At 30.1% G+C, this 16,577-nt stretch carries 16 protein-coding genes; 10 read left to right on the forward strand and 6 right to left on the reverse strand.

Annotation, left to right across the window (positions count from 1 at the left end; genetic code table 11):
- Window positions 1–40: 40 nt before the first annotated feature.
- Window positions 41–1,816 (forward strand): 1-deoxy-D-xylulose-5-phosphate synthase, encoded by a 1,776-nt coding sequence (locus tag F1564_RS04000; protein WP_018450227.1) that lies wholly within the window; start codon window positions 41–43, stop codon window positions 1,814–1,816.
- Between the two features lie 219 nt (window positions 1,817–2,035).
- Here the strand turns inward: F1564_RS04000 and F1564_RS04005 are convergent, their stop codons facing one another.
- Together F1564_RS04005 and F1564_RS04010 are read right to left on the reverse strand one after the other, a co-directional pair.
- Window positions 2,036–3,235: a homoserine dehydrogenase gene (locus tag F1564_RS04005; protein ID WP_018450226.1), complete on the reverse strand. Its 1,200-nt coding sequence runs from the start codon at window positions 3,233–3,235 to the stop codon at window positions 2,036–2,038.
- Window positions 3,236–3,362: 127 nt separating this feature from the next.
- Window positions 3,363–4,625: an aspartate kinase gene (locus F1564_RS04010; RefSeq protein ID WP_018450225.1), complete on the reverse strand. Its 1,263-nt coding sequence runs from the start codon at window positions 4,623–4,625 to the stop codon at window positions 3,363–3,365.
- Between the two features lie 418 nt (window positions 4,626–5,043).
- Between F1564_RS04010 and F1564_RS04015 the strand changes: the two genes are divergently transcribed.
- The 4 genes from F1564_RS04015 (at window position 5,044) to F1564_RS04030 (ending at window position 8,775) form a co-directional block, all read left to right on the forward strand.
- Entirely contained in the window at window positions 5,044–5,676 is a 633-nt protein-coding gene (locus tag F1564_RS04015; protein WP_018450224.1) for a hypothetical protein, read from the forward strand.
- A 196-nt stretch (window positions 5,677–5,872) separates the two neighbouring features.
- Window positions 5,873–6,907: a 2-hydroxyacid dehydrogenase gene (locus F1564_RS04020; protein WP_018450223.1), complete on the forward strand. Its 1,035-nt coding sequence runs from the start codon at window positions 5,873–5,875 to the stop codon at window positions 6,905–6,907.
- Window positions 6,908–7,052: 145 nt separating this feature from the next.
- Window positions 7,053–8,148, forward strand: a protein-coding gene (gene prfB / locus F1564_RS04025; RefSeq protein ID WP_232053395.1) for a peptide chain release factor 2 whose coding sequence is annotated in 2 segments (ribosomal slippage) — window positions 7,053–7,124 and window positions 7,126–8,148 — 1,095 coding nt in all. Because the reading frame shifts where the segments join, the coding sequence is not laid out codon by codon here.
- A gap of 63 nt (window positions 8,149–8,211) precedes the next feature.
- Window positions 8,212–8,775 (forward strand): DNA-3-methyladenine glycosylase I, encoded by a 564-nt coding sequence (locus F1564_RS04030; protein ID WP_018450221.1) that lies wholly within the window; start codon window positions 8,212–8,214, stop codon window positions 8,773–8,775.
- A gap of 91 nt (window positions 8,776–8,866) precedes the next feature.
- Here the strand turns inward: F1564_RS04030 and rnmV are convergent, their stop codons facing one another.
- From rnmV to deoD, 4 genes are all read right to left on the reverse strand, one after another.
- On the reverse strand, window positions 8,867–9,448 hold the full coding sequence (gene rnmV / locus F1564_RS04035) for a ribonuclease M5 (RefSeq protein WP_018450220.1): 582 nt from the start codon (window positions 9,446–9,448) through the stop codon (window positions 8,867–8,869).
- A gap of 28 nt (window positions 9,449–9,476) precedes the next feature.
- Window positions 9,477–10,961: an aminoacyl-histidine dipeptidase gene (locus F1564_RS04040; protein ID WP_018450219.1), complete on the reverse strand. Its 1,485-nt coding sequence runs from the start codon at window positions 10,959–10,961 to the stop codon at window positions 9,477–9,479.
- A gap of 150 nt (window positions 10,962–11,111) precedes the next feature.
- A complete protein-coding gene (locus F1564_RS10170) occupies window positions 11,112–11,261 on the reverse strand; it encodes a hypothetical protein (protein ID WP_018450218.1) in 150 nt (49 codons plus the stop codon).
- Window positions 11,262–11,270: 9 nt separating this feature from the next.
- Window positions 11,271–11,981 (reverse strand): purine-nucleoside phosphorylase, encoded by a 711-nt coding sequence (gene deoD, locus F1564_RS04045; protein ID WP_018450217.1) that lies wholly within the window; start codon window positions 11,979–11,981, stop codon window positions 11,271–11,273.
- A gap of 228 nt (window positions 11,982–12,209) precedes the next feature.
- Here deoD and F1564_RS04050 point away from each other — a divergent pair, with 228 nt between their 5' ends.
- From F1564_RS04050 to F1564_RS04070, 5 genes are all read left to right on the forward strand, one after another.
- A complete protein-coding gene (locus F1564_RS04050; protein ID WP_018450216.1) occupies window positions 12,210–12,509 on the forward strand; it encodes a hypothetical protein in 300 nt (99 codons plus the stop codon).
- Between the two features lie 85 nt (window positions 12,510–12,594).
- Complete coding sequence (locus F1564_RS04055) at window positions 12,595–13,248, forward strand: hypothetical protein (protein WP_018450215.1); 654 nt, start codon at window positions 12,595–12,597, stop codon at window positions 13,246–13,248.
- A 403-nt stretch (window positions 13,249–13,651) separates the two neighbouring features.
- Window positions 13,652–14,479 (forward strand): Cof-type HAD-IIB family hydrolase, encoded by an 828-nt coding sequence (locus F1564_RS04060; RefSeq protein ID WP_018450214.1) that lies wholly within the window; start codon window positions 13,652–13,654, stop codon window positions 14,477–14,479.
- Window positions 14,480–14,682: 203 nt separating this feature from the next.
- Complete coding sequence (locus F1564_RS04065) at window positions 14,683–15,894, forward strand: hydroxymethylglutaryl-CoA synthase (protein ID WP_026231221.1); 1,212 nt, start codon at window positions 14,683–14,685, stop codon at window positions 15,892–15,894.
- A 27-nt stretch (window positions 15,895–15,921) separates the two neighbouring features.
- On the forward strand, window positions 15,922–16,512 hold the full coding sequence (locus tag F1564_RS04070; protein WP_018450212.1) for a sugar O-acetyltransferase: 591 nt from the start codon (window positions 15,922–15,924) through the stop codon (window positions 16,510–16,512).
- Window positions 16,513–16,577 lie beyond the last annotated feature (65 nt).

The following is a 16,577-nucleotide window of genomic DNA, read 5'->3' on the forward strand; positions in this document are numbered from 1 at the left end:
TTTTTGAAAAAAATTCATGAATAAATACTAGGAGGGAAGAATGGCCTTAGAAAAAGTTAATTCGCCGAAAGATTTAAAAAATTTGAAAAGAGAAGAATTAGTTGAATTAGCGGCTGACATAAGAGAAGCTTTATTAAATAGAGTGACAAATTATCCCAAAGGAGGGCATGTAGGACCTAATTTTGGTATGGTTGAAATGACAATTGCTTTGCATTACGTGTTTAATTCACCGATTGATAAAATTGTGTTTGATGTGTCGCATCAGGCTTATTCACATAAAATTTTGACTGGGAGAAAAGACGGATTTCTTTATGAAGATAAATTTAAAATTGTTAACGGATATACTGATCAAGATGAGAGCGAGCATGACTTCTTTAAAGTTGGACATACTTCGACATCAGTGAGCTTGGCGACAGGACTTGCAAAGGCTAGAGATTTGAGAGGTGCTAAAGAAAATATAATTGCTTTAATTGGAGACGGTTCGTTAAGTGGAGGGCTTGCTTATGAAGGATTGAGCAATGTGGCTGAACAAGGTGGAAACTTAATAATTGTTGTAAATGATAATGATCAATCAATTGCAGAAAATCACGGTGGATTGTATAAAAATTTAAGAGAATTAAGAGAAAGTAATGGTGAGGCACCAAATAATTTCTTTAAATCGCTTGGATTAGATTATAGATATCTAGCTGATGGACATGATATTAATAAATTGATTGAAGTGTTTGAAGAAGTGAAAGACATTGATCATCCAATAGTTTTACATATTTATACAATAAAAGGGAAAGGGTTGCCGTATGCTGAAAAAGATAGAGAACCTTGGCATTATAGTGCAAACTTTGATCCAATAACAGGAGAACCAAAAACTAAGCCTGAACCGAAAGAGGAATTTGGAACAATAACATTTGATTTCTTGACAGATAAAATGGAAAAAGATCCGACAGTTACATTTATTAATGCTGGTGTTCCTATGGGATTTGGATTTACAAAAGACAGAAGAGAAAAATTGGATAAATTGAGAAAACAATATGTTGATGTTGGAATTGCCGAAGAACATGCGACTACTTTTGCATCAGGAATGGCAACAAATGGTGCAAAACCAGTATTTGGCGTAATTAGTACTTTTGTTCAAAGAACTTACGACCAAATATCTCATGACATTGCAATAAATAAAGCACCGACAGCTACCTTAGTATTTGGTGGAACATTAAAAGGTATGAATGATGTAACACATTTGGGATACTTTGACATACCGATGATTTCAAATATACCGAATATCGTGTATTTGGCACCAACTACAAAAGAAGAATACTTAGCAATGCTTGACTGGGCGATTGATCAAAATGAAAATCCAGTATTTATAAAAGTACCTGGTGGAGCAGTTCAACACTCTGAAACTGATGTGGATAAAGATTATTCTAACTTGAATAACTACAAAGTTGTGGAAAGAGGAACTGATATGGCTATTATTGGATTGGGAGAATTTTTTGCATTAGGTAAAGAAGTGAAGGAATTGTTAAAAGAAAAAGCTGGAATTGATGCAACATTAATAAATCCTAGATTTATAAGTGGTCTTGATGAAAATTTGCTGAATGAGTTAAAATGGAATCATAAATTAGTGGTTACATTGGAAAGTGGGCAAAAAGAAGGTGGTTTCGGAACGAAAATTTCCAGTTTCTACGGTACTTCCGATATGAAAGTGCTTAATGTAGGTGCTAAAAAAGAATTTACTGACGAAGTTCCTTATGATGTGTTTTTTGAAGAAAATAGACTTACAAAAGAACAGATTGTTGAGGATATTTTGAAAATTTTGAAATAGAAATTTATACTGAATCCCATTTGAAAAGAAGAAAACATATTTTTACTTGCAAGGGTTCTAGATTCTGTAAATCCATTATTTTAACGAAAAATAGTATTAAATATAAAAAATAATTTTTAGAAAAATAGAAAGCAGAAATGAACTTAATATTTTAGGGAGTTTCTGTTTTTTATATTTTTTAATAAAAAAGGGACATTACGTCCCAAATTACATAAATTGTTATTTCATAATTCTTAATACAAGTTTTTCTTTAGCATTTTTCAAAATTTCGTTAATTTCATTTTTTGAAATATTATTTGCTAAAATAATGTAGTAATTTTCAATTTGATTTATTAGTTCAAATGGTGAATTTTCTATGTCAAAATCATCTGAAACTCTTACATAGTAAGAATCTTTTACTGTGTTTGAATCTACAATTTCAAATACTTTTGTAGAATTGAAGAAGTAATCTGATTCAATGTGATTTCTTGTTACAATTTTTACAATGTCAGCCACTACTGCTGAAGCAGTTGGATCCATTCCAGCACCTTTTCCGTAAAATAAAGTCTTATCTGTATAAGAACCTGTTGTTTCGATTGCATTGTAAACATCATCAACTTTTGCCAAAATTTCATTATTTGGAATTAATGTTGGTTCAACTGAAATTTGTGCTGATTTATCAGATAATAATTTTGAACTTGCGATTAATTTTATAGTTAAATTTAGTTTATTTGCAGAGAAAATATCAACTGTGCTAATATCTCTAATTCCTGATAATTGCATATCTTTAAATTTAATTGAGCCTCCATAGGCAAGTGAGGCAAGAATGTTAATTTTATGTCCTGCATCAATTCCATCTACGTCAAATGTAGGATCAGCTTCTGCATATCCTTTTTCAGAGGCAATTTTTAATGCTTCGTCAAACGACAAGTTGTCTTCTTTCATTTTTGTTAAAATATAGTTTGAAGTTCCATTCATAATTCCACGAATTTCAGTAACTGTATTTGCAACTAAACTTTCCATTAAAGGTGTAACAATAGGGATTCCTCCGCCTACAGCCGCTTCAAATAAGAATGATACACCATTTTCCTTAGCAATTTGAAATAATTCAACTCCGAATTTCGCAATTAGTGCCTTGTTTGCTGTAACGACACTTTTTTTAGCTTGAAATGCTTCAATGATTATTTTCTTTGCGATAGTTTCCCCGCCAATAAGTTCCACAACAATTTTAATTTCAGGGTCATTCAATACTTTTTTATAGTCATTTGTAAGAATAGATTTGTCAAAATCAAATGAAAATTCACGATTTATATTTAAATCACACGCATATTTTACTTCAATGTCAGCTCTTGATTTTTCAAAAATGCTTTCCTTTTCTTTTGTTAGCACTTTAAGAACTCCTTCACCAACAGTTCCCAATCCAATGATTCCTATTTTCATATTTTCTAAAGTCCTTTCTTTTATATTCTTAACTTAAATTCATAGTTTTAGATATATTCAATAATTTGTTCATTATTCATTATATTAACAAATAATTATTTGTCAAATTTTAAATTATAATTTATAATTAATCCTCATTTTCAATAAACCTTTTATGAAGTGCATTTACTGCTTTATTTACATCATCTTCATGAATAATGCAGGAAACATTAATTTCTGAACAGGAAATCATATCAATGTTTATACCATTTTCAGCAAGTGTATCAAAAATTTCAGCAGTAGTTTCGTAATGACTCTTAAGACCTATTCCAACAACAGAAACTTTTGCAATTTTTTCTTTATAAGAAACTCCTTCAGCTCCAATTCTTTCCTTAATTTGCTCTGAAATAGCCACAGCTTCCTTTAAATCATCAATTTTTACAGTAAATGAAATGTTATTTAATTCTTTGTTAATACTTGAACTTTGTAAAATTATATCAGTGCTTATTTTTTCTTTTGCAAGTCTAGAAAATACCTTTGCGGCAATCCCTGGTTTATCAGGCACTCCAAAAAGTGTGATTTTCCCTTCGTTCTTAGAAGATGTTATACCTGCAATTTTTACTTTTTCCATAGCGTCTCCTTCTGTATCAATATTTTGATTTTCTAATTTTTGAAATTCTTCATTCTTTTGAACAATTGTTCCATCAGAATCATCAAATGATGAACGTAAATGTATTTTTATACCATATTTTGCAGCAATTTCAACTGATCTTGGATGTAGAACTTTTGCTCCAGAAGCGGCTAGTTCTAGCATTTCCTGATATGAAATTGTTTTTAGTTTTCTTGCATTTTTAACGATTCTTGGATCTGCAGTATAAACTCCATCAACATCAGTATAAATTTCCACTTCATCAGCCTCAAGCGCCGCTCCTAAAGCAACAGCAGTCGTGTCAGAACCGCCACGTCCAAGCGTAGTAATTTCATTATTTTCGGTAATTCCTTGGAATCCGGCAAATACTACTACATTTCCTTCATCTAATTTTTCCTGTATGATCTGTGTGTCTATGTCGATTATCTTTGCCTTTGTATGTACAGGCGTTGTTTTAAAATTAACTTGAAATGCATTTAGCGAGACTGCCTTTTCTCCCAGTTCCTCAACTGCAATTGCGAGTGATGCGATAGAAATTTGCTCTCCAGAAGTTAAAAGCATATCAAATTCACGTTTGTTCGGTTTATCTGAAAGTTCATAAGCTCTTTTTACCAATGCATCAGTTCTTCCAGCTGGTGCAGACACAACAACAATTACATCGTGTCCAGCTTTTTTATACTTCACAACCCGTTTAGCCACTTCCTTCACGCGTTCTGCATTAGCAACAGAAGTTCCACCGTATTTTTGTATAATTAAAGCCATATTACCTCCTATTTTTTATAAAATTTAACCACTCTATTTAATATACTATTTTTCTTAATAAATTTCAAGATTTTACTAGCAAAGAATACCATATTCTAGCTAAAAAAGCAAGGTAATTTGTATATTTGGTTTAATAAAAAAATTATTCAGCTTGATTTTGAAAATTTTTTATTTTGAAAGTTTTGTTATTTTTCCTAAAATTGATAACCGTCTTTCATTAATGAATGCCTGTAATATTACATCAGTAACTTTTTTGAATATAATGTCAAAAAGAATACTAAGTAAAAATAAATTGAAAAGCTAAAGAAATTGTGATAAACTTACGTTAAATAAGATGTAACTGTTTTTTCGGCTATGTGAAAATAGTCGTTTGATATAGTTTACTTTTATTTAAAACTGAAATATTAGGAGAAAACTTATGAAAAATAAAAAAATTATTATAATAACTTCTGCTCTAGCCATAGGAATTCCGCTGTTTGCAATTAGTACACAAATGATACTGGAAAAAGCAAGAGAAGATTACTATAAAGTCCAAAAACAGCAAATTGAAGCTGAAAAGGCTAAGGAAAAAGCTGAGAGAGAACAAAGATTAGCTCAGGAAAAAGCTGAAAGGGAAAGACAAATTCAACAAGAAAAAGAAGAAAGACAAAAACGTATTACAGAAGAAAAAAATGAAAGAAAGCAAAAAATTATAGAACAAAAATTACAAAGGGAGCAAGATAAACAGGATAAAAAGGAAAAAGTTAAAATTACCAATGCAAGTCCTGTTTTCGCTCCTGAACCTGAGGTTGCAGTTAAAGAAAAACCCGAATTAACTCCAGAAGAAATAAAAAAAGCAAAGAAGGCATTAAAAGAGGCAAGAGCAAGTTATCTTAGCGGAAACAAAGCGGCAATACCATCTAAAGTTCCTAGAAATACAGATAAAATCATAATAAAATCCGACAAAAAAGGAAATGTGGAAGCAATAAGACGCTCTAAGGAAGAAAATGAAAAAGCAAAGCGAATTTTAAAAGAAATAAGAGATAGCTATTATAAAAATAATAAAAAATAAAATATCTAAGTGACTCAGAAATGAGTCATTTTTATTTTTCTAAATTTTCTTGAAAAAATAAATAAAAGCAAAAAAAATTTTATTTAAATTTCAAAAAAATAAATTAAATAAAAATATTATAAAACTATTTGACTTAATCTATTTTTTTGCTATAATGAACATAGAAGGTAATAATAAATTTTAGGAGGAATATGAAATGAAAATTGTAGTTTTTGATGCGAAACCTTATGATATCGAATTTTTTGACAAATGGAATGAAACTTTTGGAGCTGATATTACTTATTTTGAGGAAAAATTAAGTTTAAAAAATGTAATGCTTACAAAATATCAAGATGTTGTATGTACATTTGTAAATGATGACTTAAATGCAAAAGTATTGAATATACTTTCAAAAAATGGAGTTAGAGTAATTGCGGCAAGATGTGCTGGTTACAATAACATTGACTTGAAAGCTGCCCGTGAAAACAGAATTACCGTTTTAAGAGTTCCCGCATACTCTCCGTATGCCGTTGCTGAACATGCATTGGCATTACTTATGTCAGTAAATAGAAAAACTCACAAGGCTTATAACAGAACAAGAGAAGGAAATTTCAGCCTAGCAGGGTTAACTGGAATGGACTTAAATGGTAAGACAGCTGGAATTATAGGAACTGGTAGAATAGCAAGAATTTTCATAAGAATTTTAAATGGATTAGGAATGAAAGTTATTGGTTACGATAAATTCCCTAACGAACAAGCTGCAAAAGAAGAAAATTTCACTTATGTAACACAAGATGAAATATTTGAAAAATCTGATGTAATTTCATTACATTGCCCATTATTCCCTGAAACAAGACACACAATTAACAAAGATACTATTGCTAAGATGAAAGACGGTGTTATTATTATTAATGCTGCCAGAGGTGGATTAATTGATACAGAAGCATTAGTTGAAGGATTAAAAGATAAAAAAATTGGTGGAGCTGGACTTGATGTTTATGAAAATGAAAGCAGCTACTTCTTTGAAGATGAATCAGCAAGTGTGCTAGAAGATGATTTATTAGCTAGATTGTTATCATTTAACAATGTTGTGCTGACTTCTCACCAAGCATTCCTGACAAAAGAAGCATTGGATAACATTGCTGAAGCAACATTTAATAACATCTTATCTTATGTTAAAGAAGAGCCATTAAAAAATGAAGTTTGGTATAATGAAGAAACTGATAAAGTTGTTGAAGGTCTAAGAAAATAATTATTATCTGAATAAAATATAAAAAAGTTTTTGTTTTCTAAAAACTTAAAGAGAGGCTGTTTTTAAAGAGCAGCTTCTTTTAATATTTATATTTTCCTAAAATTTTGAGAAAAATAAAAATTAAAAAAAAGAAAGAGGCAAAAATATGGATTTATTTGAAATAAAAAAACAAAATGAAATAAATGAAGTTGATATTGAAGAAATCAGGAGGCATCTTTGACATTGAAAATTTAAAAAATGAAATTGATAATTTGGAGAAAAAGACGTTTGAGGCAGATTTCTGGAATAGTGAAAATAGTCAGGAAATATTAAAAACTATTAGTGCAAAGAAAAAGCTGCTTGAAGAATACGAGAATTTAAACGGGCTTTTTGAAGATGTTTCTACCATCATTGAGTTTATTGAGATGGGGGACAATTCGTTTGAAAATGAGCTTGAGCAGAAGTCGCAGGATTTGAAAAATGAAATTGACAATTTTAAGACAAAATTGCTTTTGGATGAAGAATACGATATGAACAATGCTATTCTTACGATAAATTCAGGAGCTGGCGGAACGGAGGCTTGTGACTGGGCTGAAATGCTTTACAGAATGTATGACAGATGGGCAAATCGGCATAATTTCAAAGTCGAAGTGCTGGACAGTCTGGCTGGAGAAGAAGCTGGAATTAAAAGTATCACATTAAACATAAAGGGAAATTATGCTTATGGCTATTTAAAAGGGGAAAAAGGAGTTCACAGACTTGTTAGAATTTCACCATTTGATTCAAATGCCAGACGGCATACTTCGTTTGCAGCAGTAAATATTACACCTGAAATAGAAGATGATGTTGAAATAAATATTCGTCCAGAAGACTTGAAGATTGATACTTATAGAGCGAGTGGTGCTGGAGGGCAGCACGTGAATACGACAGATTCAGCTGTTAGAATTACACATATTCCTACAAATACAGTAGTTACTTGCCAAAATGAACGTTCACAGCTAAAAAATCGTGAAACTGCCATGAAAATCTTAAAGTCTAAATTATTTGAATTAGAATTGGAAAAACGGGAAAAAGAAATGGCAGAATTGAAGGGAATGGAATCTAAAATTGAATGGGGGAGCCAAATTCGTTCGTATGTCTTCCAGCCTTATAAAATGGTAAAGGATCACAGAACAAAAGCAGAAGAGGGAAATGTTGAAAAGGTTATGGATGGAGATATTGACTTGTTTATAAATGAATATTTAAAATATGCTAAATCCTAATTCGTATTTAAAATCTAAAATAATTTTACTTATATAACTAAAAAAAATTGAAAGGCTTAAAATATGAAAAACACTAGATGCCCATGGGCAAAATCTGAAAATGACATTGTCTATCATGATACTGAATGGGGAGTGCCTTCCCACGATGATAATTATCTTTTTGAAATGCTAATATTGGAGGGCTTTCAGGCAGGACTTAGCTGGAATCTTATTTTAAATAAAAGAGAAAATTTTAGAAAGGCTTTTGATAATTTTGATTATAAGAAAATTTCCAAATATGATGAAACTAAGTTGGCTGAACTGGCTGAAAATCAAGGAATTGTGAGAAATAAATTAAAAATAGCCGCTTCTGTTAAAAACGCCCTTGCATTTATGGAAGTACAAAAGGAATTTGGGTCATTTGATAAGTATATTTGGGATTTTACAGATAATAAGCAAATTATTAATAACTGGAAAGACGTATCAGAAGTGCCTGCTACTACAGAATTATCCGATAAGATTAGTAAAGATTTGAAAAAACGTGGCTTTAAATTTGTTGGATCTACAATCGTTTATTCTTTCTTACAGGCAATCGGAATAGTTGATGACCATTTAATTAGTTGTCCTTATAAAAAATTAACTAAATAATTATTTATTCAATTTTATTCATATTTGATTTTTTTATCGTAAGGGCATCTGATGCCATGCCCTTACAACCCCGATTCTCGAATTTCAATTATCAGGACAGACTATTTATTTCTTCAACAGCTTCTTCAAACTGTTCTTTTGAAATATTAAATGAATTAAGAGCCTTCAAAAGCTGTTTTGCATTGTAATAGCCAATTTTTAATATGTTTCCAAGCATTATTCTGCGTTCTTTTGCATTACTTCCAGAAACAAGTCCATTATCAATCAAATCACTAATATCAAACCTATTTTCGATATCTTGATTAGCTGTAATAACATTTTTCAAAGCCTCTAAAATTGTTTCATCATTGGCATTTTCAACTCCGATATTATTATTTTTAGTAGCATCCTTTTGACTTACAAAAGCATGTTTTATATTTGGAATATATCTTTTTAATGTATCACGAATTTTTTTCCCTGCAAAATCAGGATCTGTGAACAAAATTAAATCGTTATTTTTTGACAGTTCAACTATTTTATTTATTGTTTTCTTAGATAATGCAGAAAAGCCGTTTAAGACGATAATGTGTGCATCTACAACTCGTTTTATGGCTGTTATGTCATCTCGCCCTTCGACTACTATAATTTCGTTTATTTTTAATTTTTCTTTTTGTTTACTTGGATCTTTTTTCATTTAACATTTCCTTCTAATTTTTCATTTTTTATTTAATATTGTAATCTTCCATAACTTTTAGCAATAATTCCCAAGTTTTTCCAACTGAATCTATTTCCATTCTCTCTTCAGGAGTGTGAGCACCGTAAATATTAGGCCCAATTGAAACAATATCAACGTTTTCCATATTATTATCAAAAATTCCGCATTCAAGTCCAGCGTGAATTGCCTTAATCTCAGGATCTTTTCCTGTTATTTTCTTAAATGAATTTACTACAATGTCACGGATTTTTGAATCTTTCCGATATTCCCAAGATGGATATGGCGAATTTATTTTTACAGCCACTTCATATTTTTCAGAGAGTTCCTTTACATCATTTAGTAATTTTTCAAGAGATTTGTTCACTGAACTTCTTGGCAATGCCTGAATTTTTATAGAAATTTTCCCATCCTTATTTTCAGTTTTTATAACTCCCAGATTTATTGAAGTTTCCACAAGCCCCTCAATATCCTTGCTCATTGAAATAACTCCATTTGGAAATTCGTGAAAAAATGAAATAACGGCATTTGTATTGGAAATTGATAATTTTCCTTGATTTTCCAGTTCTTCTTTTTTAACTTCCTTCACTTCAATAACTGGATTTTTATCAATAATCTTAAAATCCTTTGTTATATTTTCAAAAGCCAATTTTGCCAATCTTTCAAAATCGCTGACTTTTTCATCTTCAAGTTTCACAGCCAGCAACGCCACAGCCTCTCTCGGTATTGCATTAGTTTTTTCACCGCCATCAATGTCCATTATTGCAAGAGTATATTTTTTATTTAAGTGATTCAGGACTTCTGCCAAAATTTTATTTGAATTTCCTAATCCTAAATGAATTTCAGCACCTGAATGCCCACCTAGAAGCCCTTTCACATCAACACTTATCACAGTATCATCTTCTTCAAGTTTTTTTGCATCAAAATTAAACTCATTAAGGATTCTCGCACCACCTGCACTGCTCACATAAACTTGTCCATATTCTTCAGTATCTAAGTTTATAAGAGTCTTTCCAGAAAAAATTCCAAAGTCAAGATTATTAACTCCGCTCATTCCATCCTCTTCGTCAGTTGTAATAATAATTTCAAGCGCTGGATGCTTCAAGTCATTACTGTCAAGTATTGCAAGTGCATAAGCCACAGCAATTCCATTATCTGCCCCAAGTGTTGTTCCATTTGCCTTCAAGTATCCATCTTCCACAACAAGTTCAATTCCTTGTGTTTCAAAATCAAATTGTGTATTTTTATTTTTTTCCCAAACCATATCCATGTGCCCTTGCAGGATAAGTGGCGAATATTCTTCATATCCAGCTGTTGCAGGTTTCTTTATTAATACATTTAACGCCTTGTCTTGAATAACTTCCAGATTTCTTTCCTTCGCAAATTCAACAATCCAGTCACTAACCTTCTTTTCTTTTCTTGAACCTCTTGGTATTTTTGAAATTTCACTGAAATAGTAAAAAACTTTTTCAGGATACAAATTTTCTATTTTCATTATTACTTTCCTTTCGTTAAACCTGTTTGATAACCTAAGTATTTTATCTCTACAAGGGGTCAAGACCCCCTTGCGTCAGAATATTTTATTTATCAAATTCTATATATAGTTGCCTAACAAGTCTATTTTAAATTATTAAAAATAAATCTATTATAAAATATGTTCTAATAATTCTTCCAGCTCAGCCATTTCCCGTTGAGTCAGATCGTAACCACTTTTTAATTTTTTCAAAATTCTATTATCAGAACCAACCGAACTACGTTCCAAAATTTTTATAATTAATCTTTTATAGAATTCCATTTTGCCTCCTTAAAGCGATATAGCAGTTTCAAGTGCAACTTCGATCATTTCATTAAAAGTAGTCTGTCTTTCTTCAGCGCTCGTAACTTCGTGAGTTATAAACGAATCACTTATCGTAAGCAAAGTCAACGCATTTGCTCCCAATTTAGCTGCAGTTGTATAAAGCTGTGCTGTTTCCATTTCCACACACAATACTCCAAATTTTGCCCATTTCTTCCAAGCCTCAGGATCATCTCCATAAAAAGTGTCACTTGTAAATACATTTCCAGCTTTTACATTAAGTCCTTTTTGTTTTGCAATTTCGTATGCTTTAAAAAGCATTTGGGCATTTGCAGTCGGTGCATAATCTGCTCCGTTAAATCTAAGTTTATTAATAGCTGAATCAGTTGAAGCTGACATCGCAAGTACGACATCTCTCACTTTTATATCCTTTTGATAAGAACCAGCAGTTCCAATTCTAATCAAGTTTTTTACTCCAAATTCTGCAATTAATTCATGTGCATAAATTCCAATTGAAGGAACTCCCATTCCAGTTCCTTGAACAGACACTTTCTTCCCTTTATAAGTTCCAGTAAATCCAAGCATTCCTCTAACATTGTTATACTGAACAACATTCTCTAAAAACGTTTCTGCAATATATTTTGCCCTAAGCGGATCTCCCGGCAATAATATAGTTTCTGCAATATCTCCTCTAGTTGCTCCAATATGTGGTGTTCCCATTTTTTTACCTCCTAAAATTTTATAATTATTTTTTATATTTTTCTAAAAAAGTTTTTTGCTTATTATATTTTACTTCAATTTGTTAAATTGTTCAAGGGATTTATTTTCTTTTTTGATATTTTTATTCTTTATTCATGTTTTTATCTTAACAAATTTCATTATATTATCATTAAATTAAAATTTAAACATATATTAAATTAATGATATATATATATATATATAATATATTTGATTTTATTTTTAATTTCACATATAATATATAATGTATTTAATATATACAAATTTATTATAAAGGACTTAGCTCAATACAAGGAATTAAACACTGAATTTAAAAAAATAAAAGATGCACATAGTGAGTATGTTACAAGAGAAAATGAAAGAGAGAAAAAAATAAAAAAAGTTAATTCAAATACAGAGTTATCTGAAGAAGAAAAAGAAAAAATTATAGAAGAGGCTCAAGAGGAATTTAATCAATTTGAATATGGTTTTTTCAAATGGGGGATGGCTCAAGATATGGTGATAAAATAGAAATGCTTGAACGTATGAGTGAAATATCAAAAGAAATTTCTGAATTGCGAAAAAATTATAATGTATAGAAAGGACTTGATTTAAAATGGGATTTATTAAATTAATTTTACAATTTTTTGCATTGCTGGGAATAATAGGCTTTATCACATACATTGGAGAAAATGAAAAAGAGAATTTTTTTCTGTTTGGAAATTACGAAGGTTTTAGAAAATATAAATTTTTTCGTGTTTTCAATAGAATAGCCTATGTAAGTATTTGGTTCATAGCAAGTGCAATATTATTTGAAAGAAATGAAAATTCATTTTGGAGTACATTGCAAATTATCCTGTTTTTTCTTGGAATATATGTATGTGTGCAGGTATCTATAAATGAACATAAAGAATGGCTCGAAAATCAAAGGAAAAAAAAGCCGAAAACGTTTGCTGAAGTTTGGGATAACGCTGATGAAAAAACTAGAGCAATATTAGCTCAAAAATTTATTAATGATTCACTTAATTCCATGACAGATGAAGACATTAAAAAATATGCGAAATCAAAAGGTTATCATCCAATTTATGTAAATGATAAATTATTATATGTAAAAGATAGTGCAGATGTAGACAATAATTATGATCCTTCTGAGGATTTAGATAATTATGATTATGATGCATATTTAATGGAACAGGCAGATTTGGGAAATACAGCTGCATTTGCTCTTAAAGCTGAAAGAGATAGAAAACGAGCTGAGAGAAATTTATAATAAGAGGTTAAATATACTTATGAAAACTTACAGAAAATAGAATGTTCAGATAAATACAAATCAGTTATAAAGTAATATTCAAGAGAAGAAACCAGCAATACTTATGATTTCTCGGATAATCAATAATTATAGGTTTTATTAGAAATAAATAAAGAACTAAATAAAATTTTTTATATGGAGTTATCGCATAAAAATATTCTTGTGAAAAACTCCATATTTGTTATTAATTATTTTTCTTATTCATATCTTTCTTTGCTAAACAATAAATTTAAAACAATATATTGAATATTTCATAAAATTAAGATATACTATAGTAAAATCATATATTCATCTTGTTAAAATTTTGATGTAATTTGGTTTTGATAATTTAATATAAAAAATATTAAATGAAAGGATAAAAAATATGATAAAATTAATTGCAATTGATATGGATGGAACATTGCTCAATGAAAAAAAGCATATTGATAAGGCACAAAAGGAAGCTATTCATGAGGCAATAGAAGCAGGGATAAAAATTGTACTTTGCACTGGTAGACCTTTATACGGAATTTTGCCGTTTTATGAGGAACTTGGGCTATCAGAACTTGATTCAGAAGGATATGTTATTTTGAATAACGGCTGCTCTATTCATAAAACAAAAGACTGGAAACTAATTGATCAAGTAAATTTTACTTCTGATGATATTGAATATTTATATAAATTTTCTGAAAGTTATGATATAAACTTTACTTTAGTAAATGATACATATTATTTTAATATAGGCAGAAAACCTACAGATGAGCTTATTAAAGATGCTGGATTTGTTTTTTCAAATATTACAGATATAAGTCTTGAAGAGGCAAAAAGCGGAAAACATAAAATAATGAAAATAATGTTTCTTGGAGATCCTGAAATAATGGCGGATTTTCAGGAAAAAAATGAAGATATTATAAAAAGTAAATATAGTGGTGTTTTAAGCCAGTCTTATGTTTATGAAGTATTCCCGAAAGACAACAACAAAGGTACTGGATTAAAAAAACTTGCTGAAAAATTAGGAATAAAGCAAGAAGAAGTAATGGCAATTGGAGATGGAAATAACGATATAGAAATGTTTGAATATGCAAATTATAGCGTTGCAATGAAAAATGCCACAGAACTTGCTAAAAAAGCTGCAAAATATGAAACTGATAGCAATGAAAATGACGGTGTGGCAAAGGCAATTAGAAAATATGCACTGAATTACTTAGATTAGAAATATATCTTGTTAAATTTTATTAAAATTAAAAAAATAAATATAACCAAAAAACAATTAATAAAATTAAAAGTTTATAAGGTTATATTTTTTTATAAGCCGTTGATATTTCAATTTTTTTATAGTACAATATATAAGAGTTATATTTGATAAATAACCTAATGATTCTTTCAAAAAATATTAAAAAGAAAGGGCTAAATTTTATGAAAATTAAGGAGATAAAAGAAAAAATCAAAATAGGAATAGATAAAATTGGTTTTGCAATGCCAAAATATTTTCTCGATATACGAGATCTAGCGCTTGGACGGAATGAAAATGAAAATAAATTTGTAAAAGGACTTATGCAAAGTGAAATGAGTATAACACCTGTTACGGAAGATATTGTATCACTTGGAGCCAGTGCCGCTGAACAGATTCTGGACGAAGAAGATAAAAAAAATGTTGAAATGATAATTGTTGGCACAGAATCAAGCATTGATCAAAGTAAGGCGTCTGCTGTTTTTATTCATCATTTATTGGATATTCAGCCCTTTGCACGTTCTATTGAAATAAAGGAAGCCTGCTACGGAGCTACCGCTGCCCTTAGTTTTGCAAAAAACTATATTGAAAAAAACGAAAACGCCTCTGTTCTCGTAATTGCTTCAGACATTGCAAAATATGGGATTAATACTCCCGGAGAATCAACGCAGGGTGCAGGAAGCATTGCAATGCTAATAAAAAAAGATCCCAAAATCGCTGTGATAAACGATGAAAATGTATGCCAAACACGTGATATCATGGACTTCTGGCGCCCAAACTACTCAGATTTCCCGATAGTAGACGGACATTTTTCAACAAAACAGTATCTTGATTGCCTTACAACAACATTTGATGAATACAAAAAAAGATATAGTCAAGATTTATCCAATTTTAGTGCTTTCTGTTTTCATCTTCCATTTCCAAAACTTGGATTAAAGGCAATTAATTCCCTTTTAGAAAAAAATGTGGAAAAGAACATTAAAAATATTTTTTTGGAAAAATTTCATACTTCAATAGTTTATGGAAAACGTGTTGGAAATATTTATACAGGTTCACTTTATCTAAGTCTATTGTCATCACTTGAAAATTGTGATAACTTGAAAGCTGGTGACAAGATTGGAATGTATAGCTATGGAAGTGGTGCTGTTTGTGAATTTTTTAATCTAAGTCTTGCAGAAGGCTTCAAAAATCATTTAAGAAATGACAGGCTAAACGATTTTAATAATAGGAAACAATTATCAATAGAAGAATATGAAGCTATGTTTTTTGAAAAGATAATTTTAGATAAAGAAGGAAATTGTGATTTTTCAAATAGTAAATTTATTCAGGAAAGCGATAATGCTTTTGTACTGGAAAAGATTGAAAATCATAAAAGAATTTACAAAAAAATAAAATAAATTATAATTGGAAAGGATTGAACAGCTATGAACTTAGAAGAACAAAGACAATTTATTTTATCAGGAAAAGTTTACAATGATTTAACTCCAGAGCTCATAAAGGCTAGAGAAAATACCGTTTTTTTAACAAATAAATATAACGAAAGTTTTGGAAAACCTTCAGCAGAGCGAGAAGCAATCCTAAAGGAGCTTTTAAAATCAATTGGTAAAAACGTACATTTTGAGCCAACATTCCGATGTGAATTTGGATTTAATATTTCAATAGGAAATAACTTTTATGCAAATTTTGACTGTGTAATGCTCGACGGTGGCGGAATTGAAATTGGAAATAATGTTCTTTTTGGTCCAAGAGTGGGAATTTATACTTCCAATCACAGCATTGATGCAGAAGAAAGAATAAACGGAGGATGTTATGCCAAGCCTGTAAAAATCGGAAATAATGTCTGGATTGGTGCGGGAGTCCACATTAATCAAGGAATTACAATCGGAAACAACACTGTTATTGGCTCTGGAAGCGTTATTACAAAAGATATTCCAGATAATGTAATTGCTGCAGGAGTACCGTGCAAAGTTATCAGAAAAATAACAGAAAAAGATAAAACTGGCTATAAACCTTAAAATTTAAACTATATTTTCACTCAAGCATTAGAATTTGACAATTTTTTAAGTGCTTGAGTTTTATT

The organism is Leptotrichia shahii (genome assembly GCF_008327825.1).
Lineage (GTDB): Bacteria > Fusobacteriota > Fusobacteriia > Fusobacteriales > Leptotrichiaceae > Leptotrichia > Leptotrichia shahii.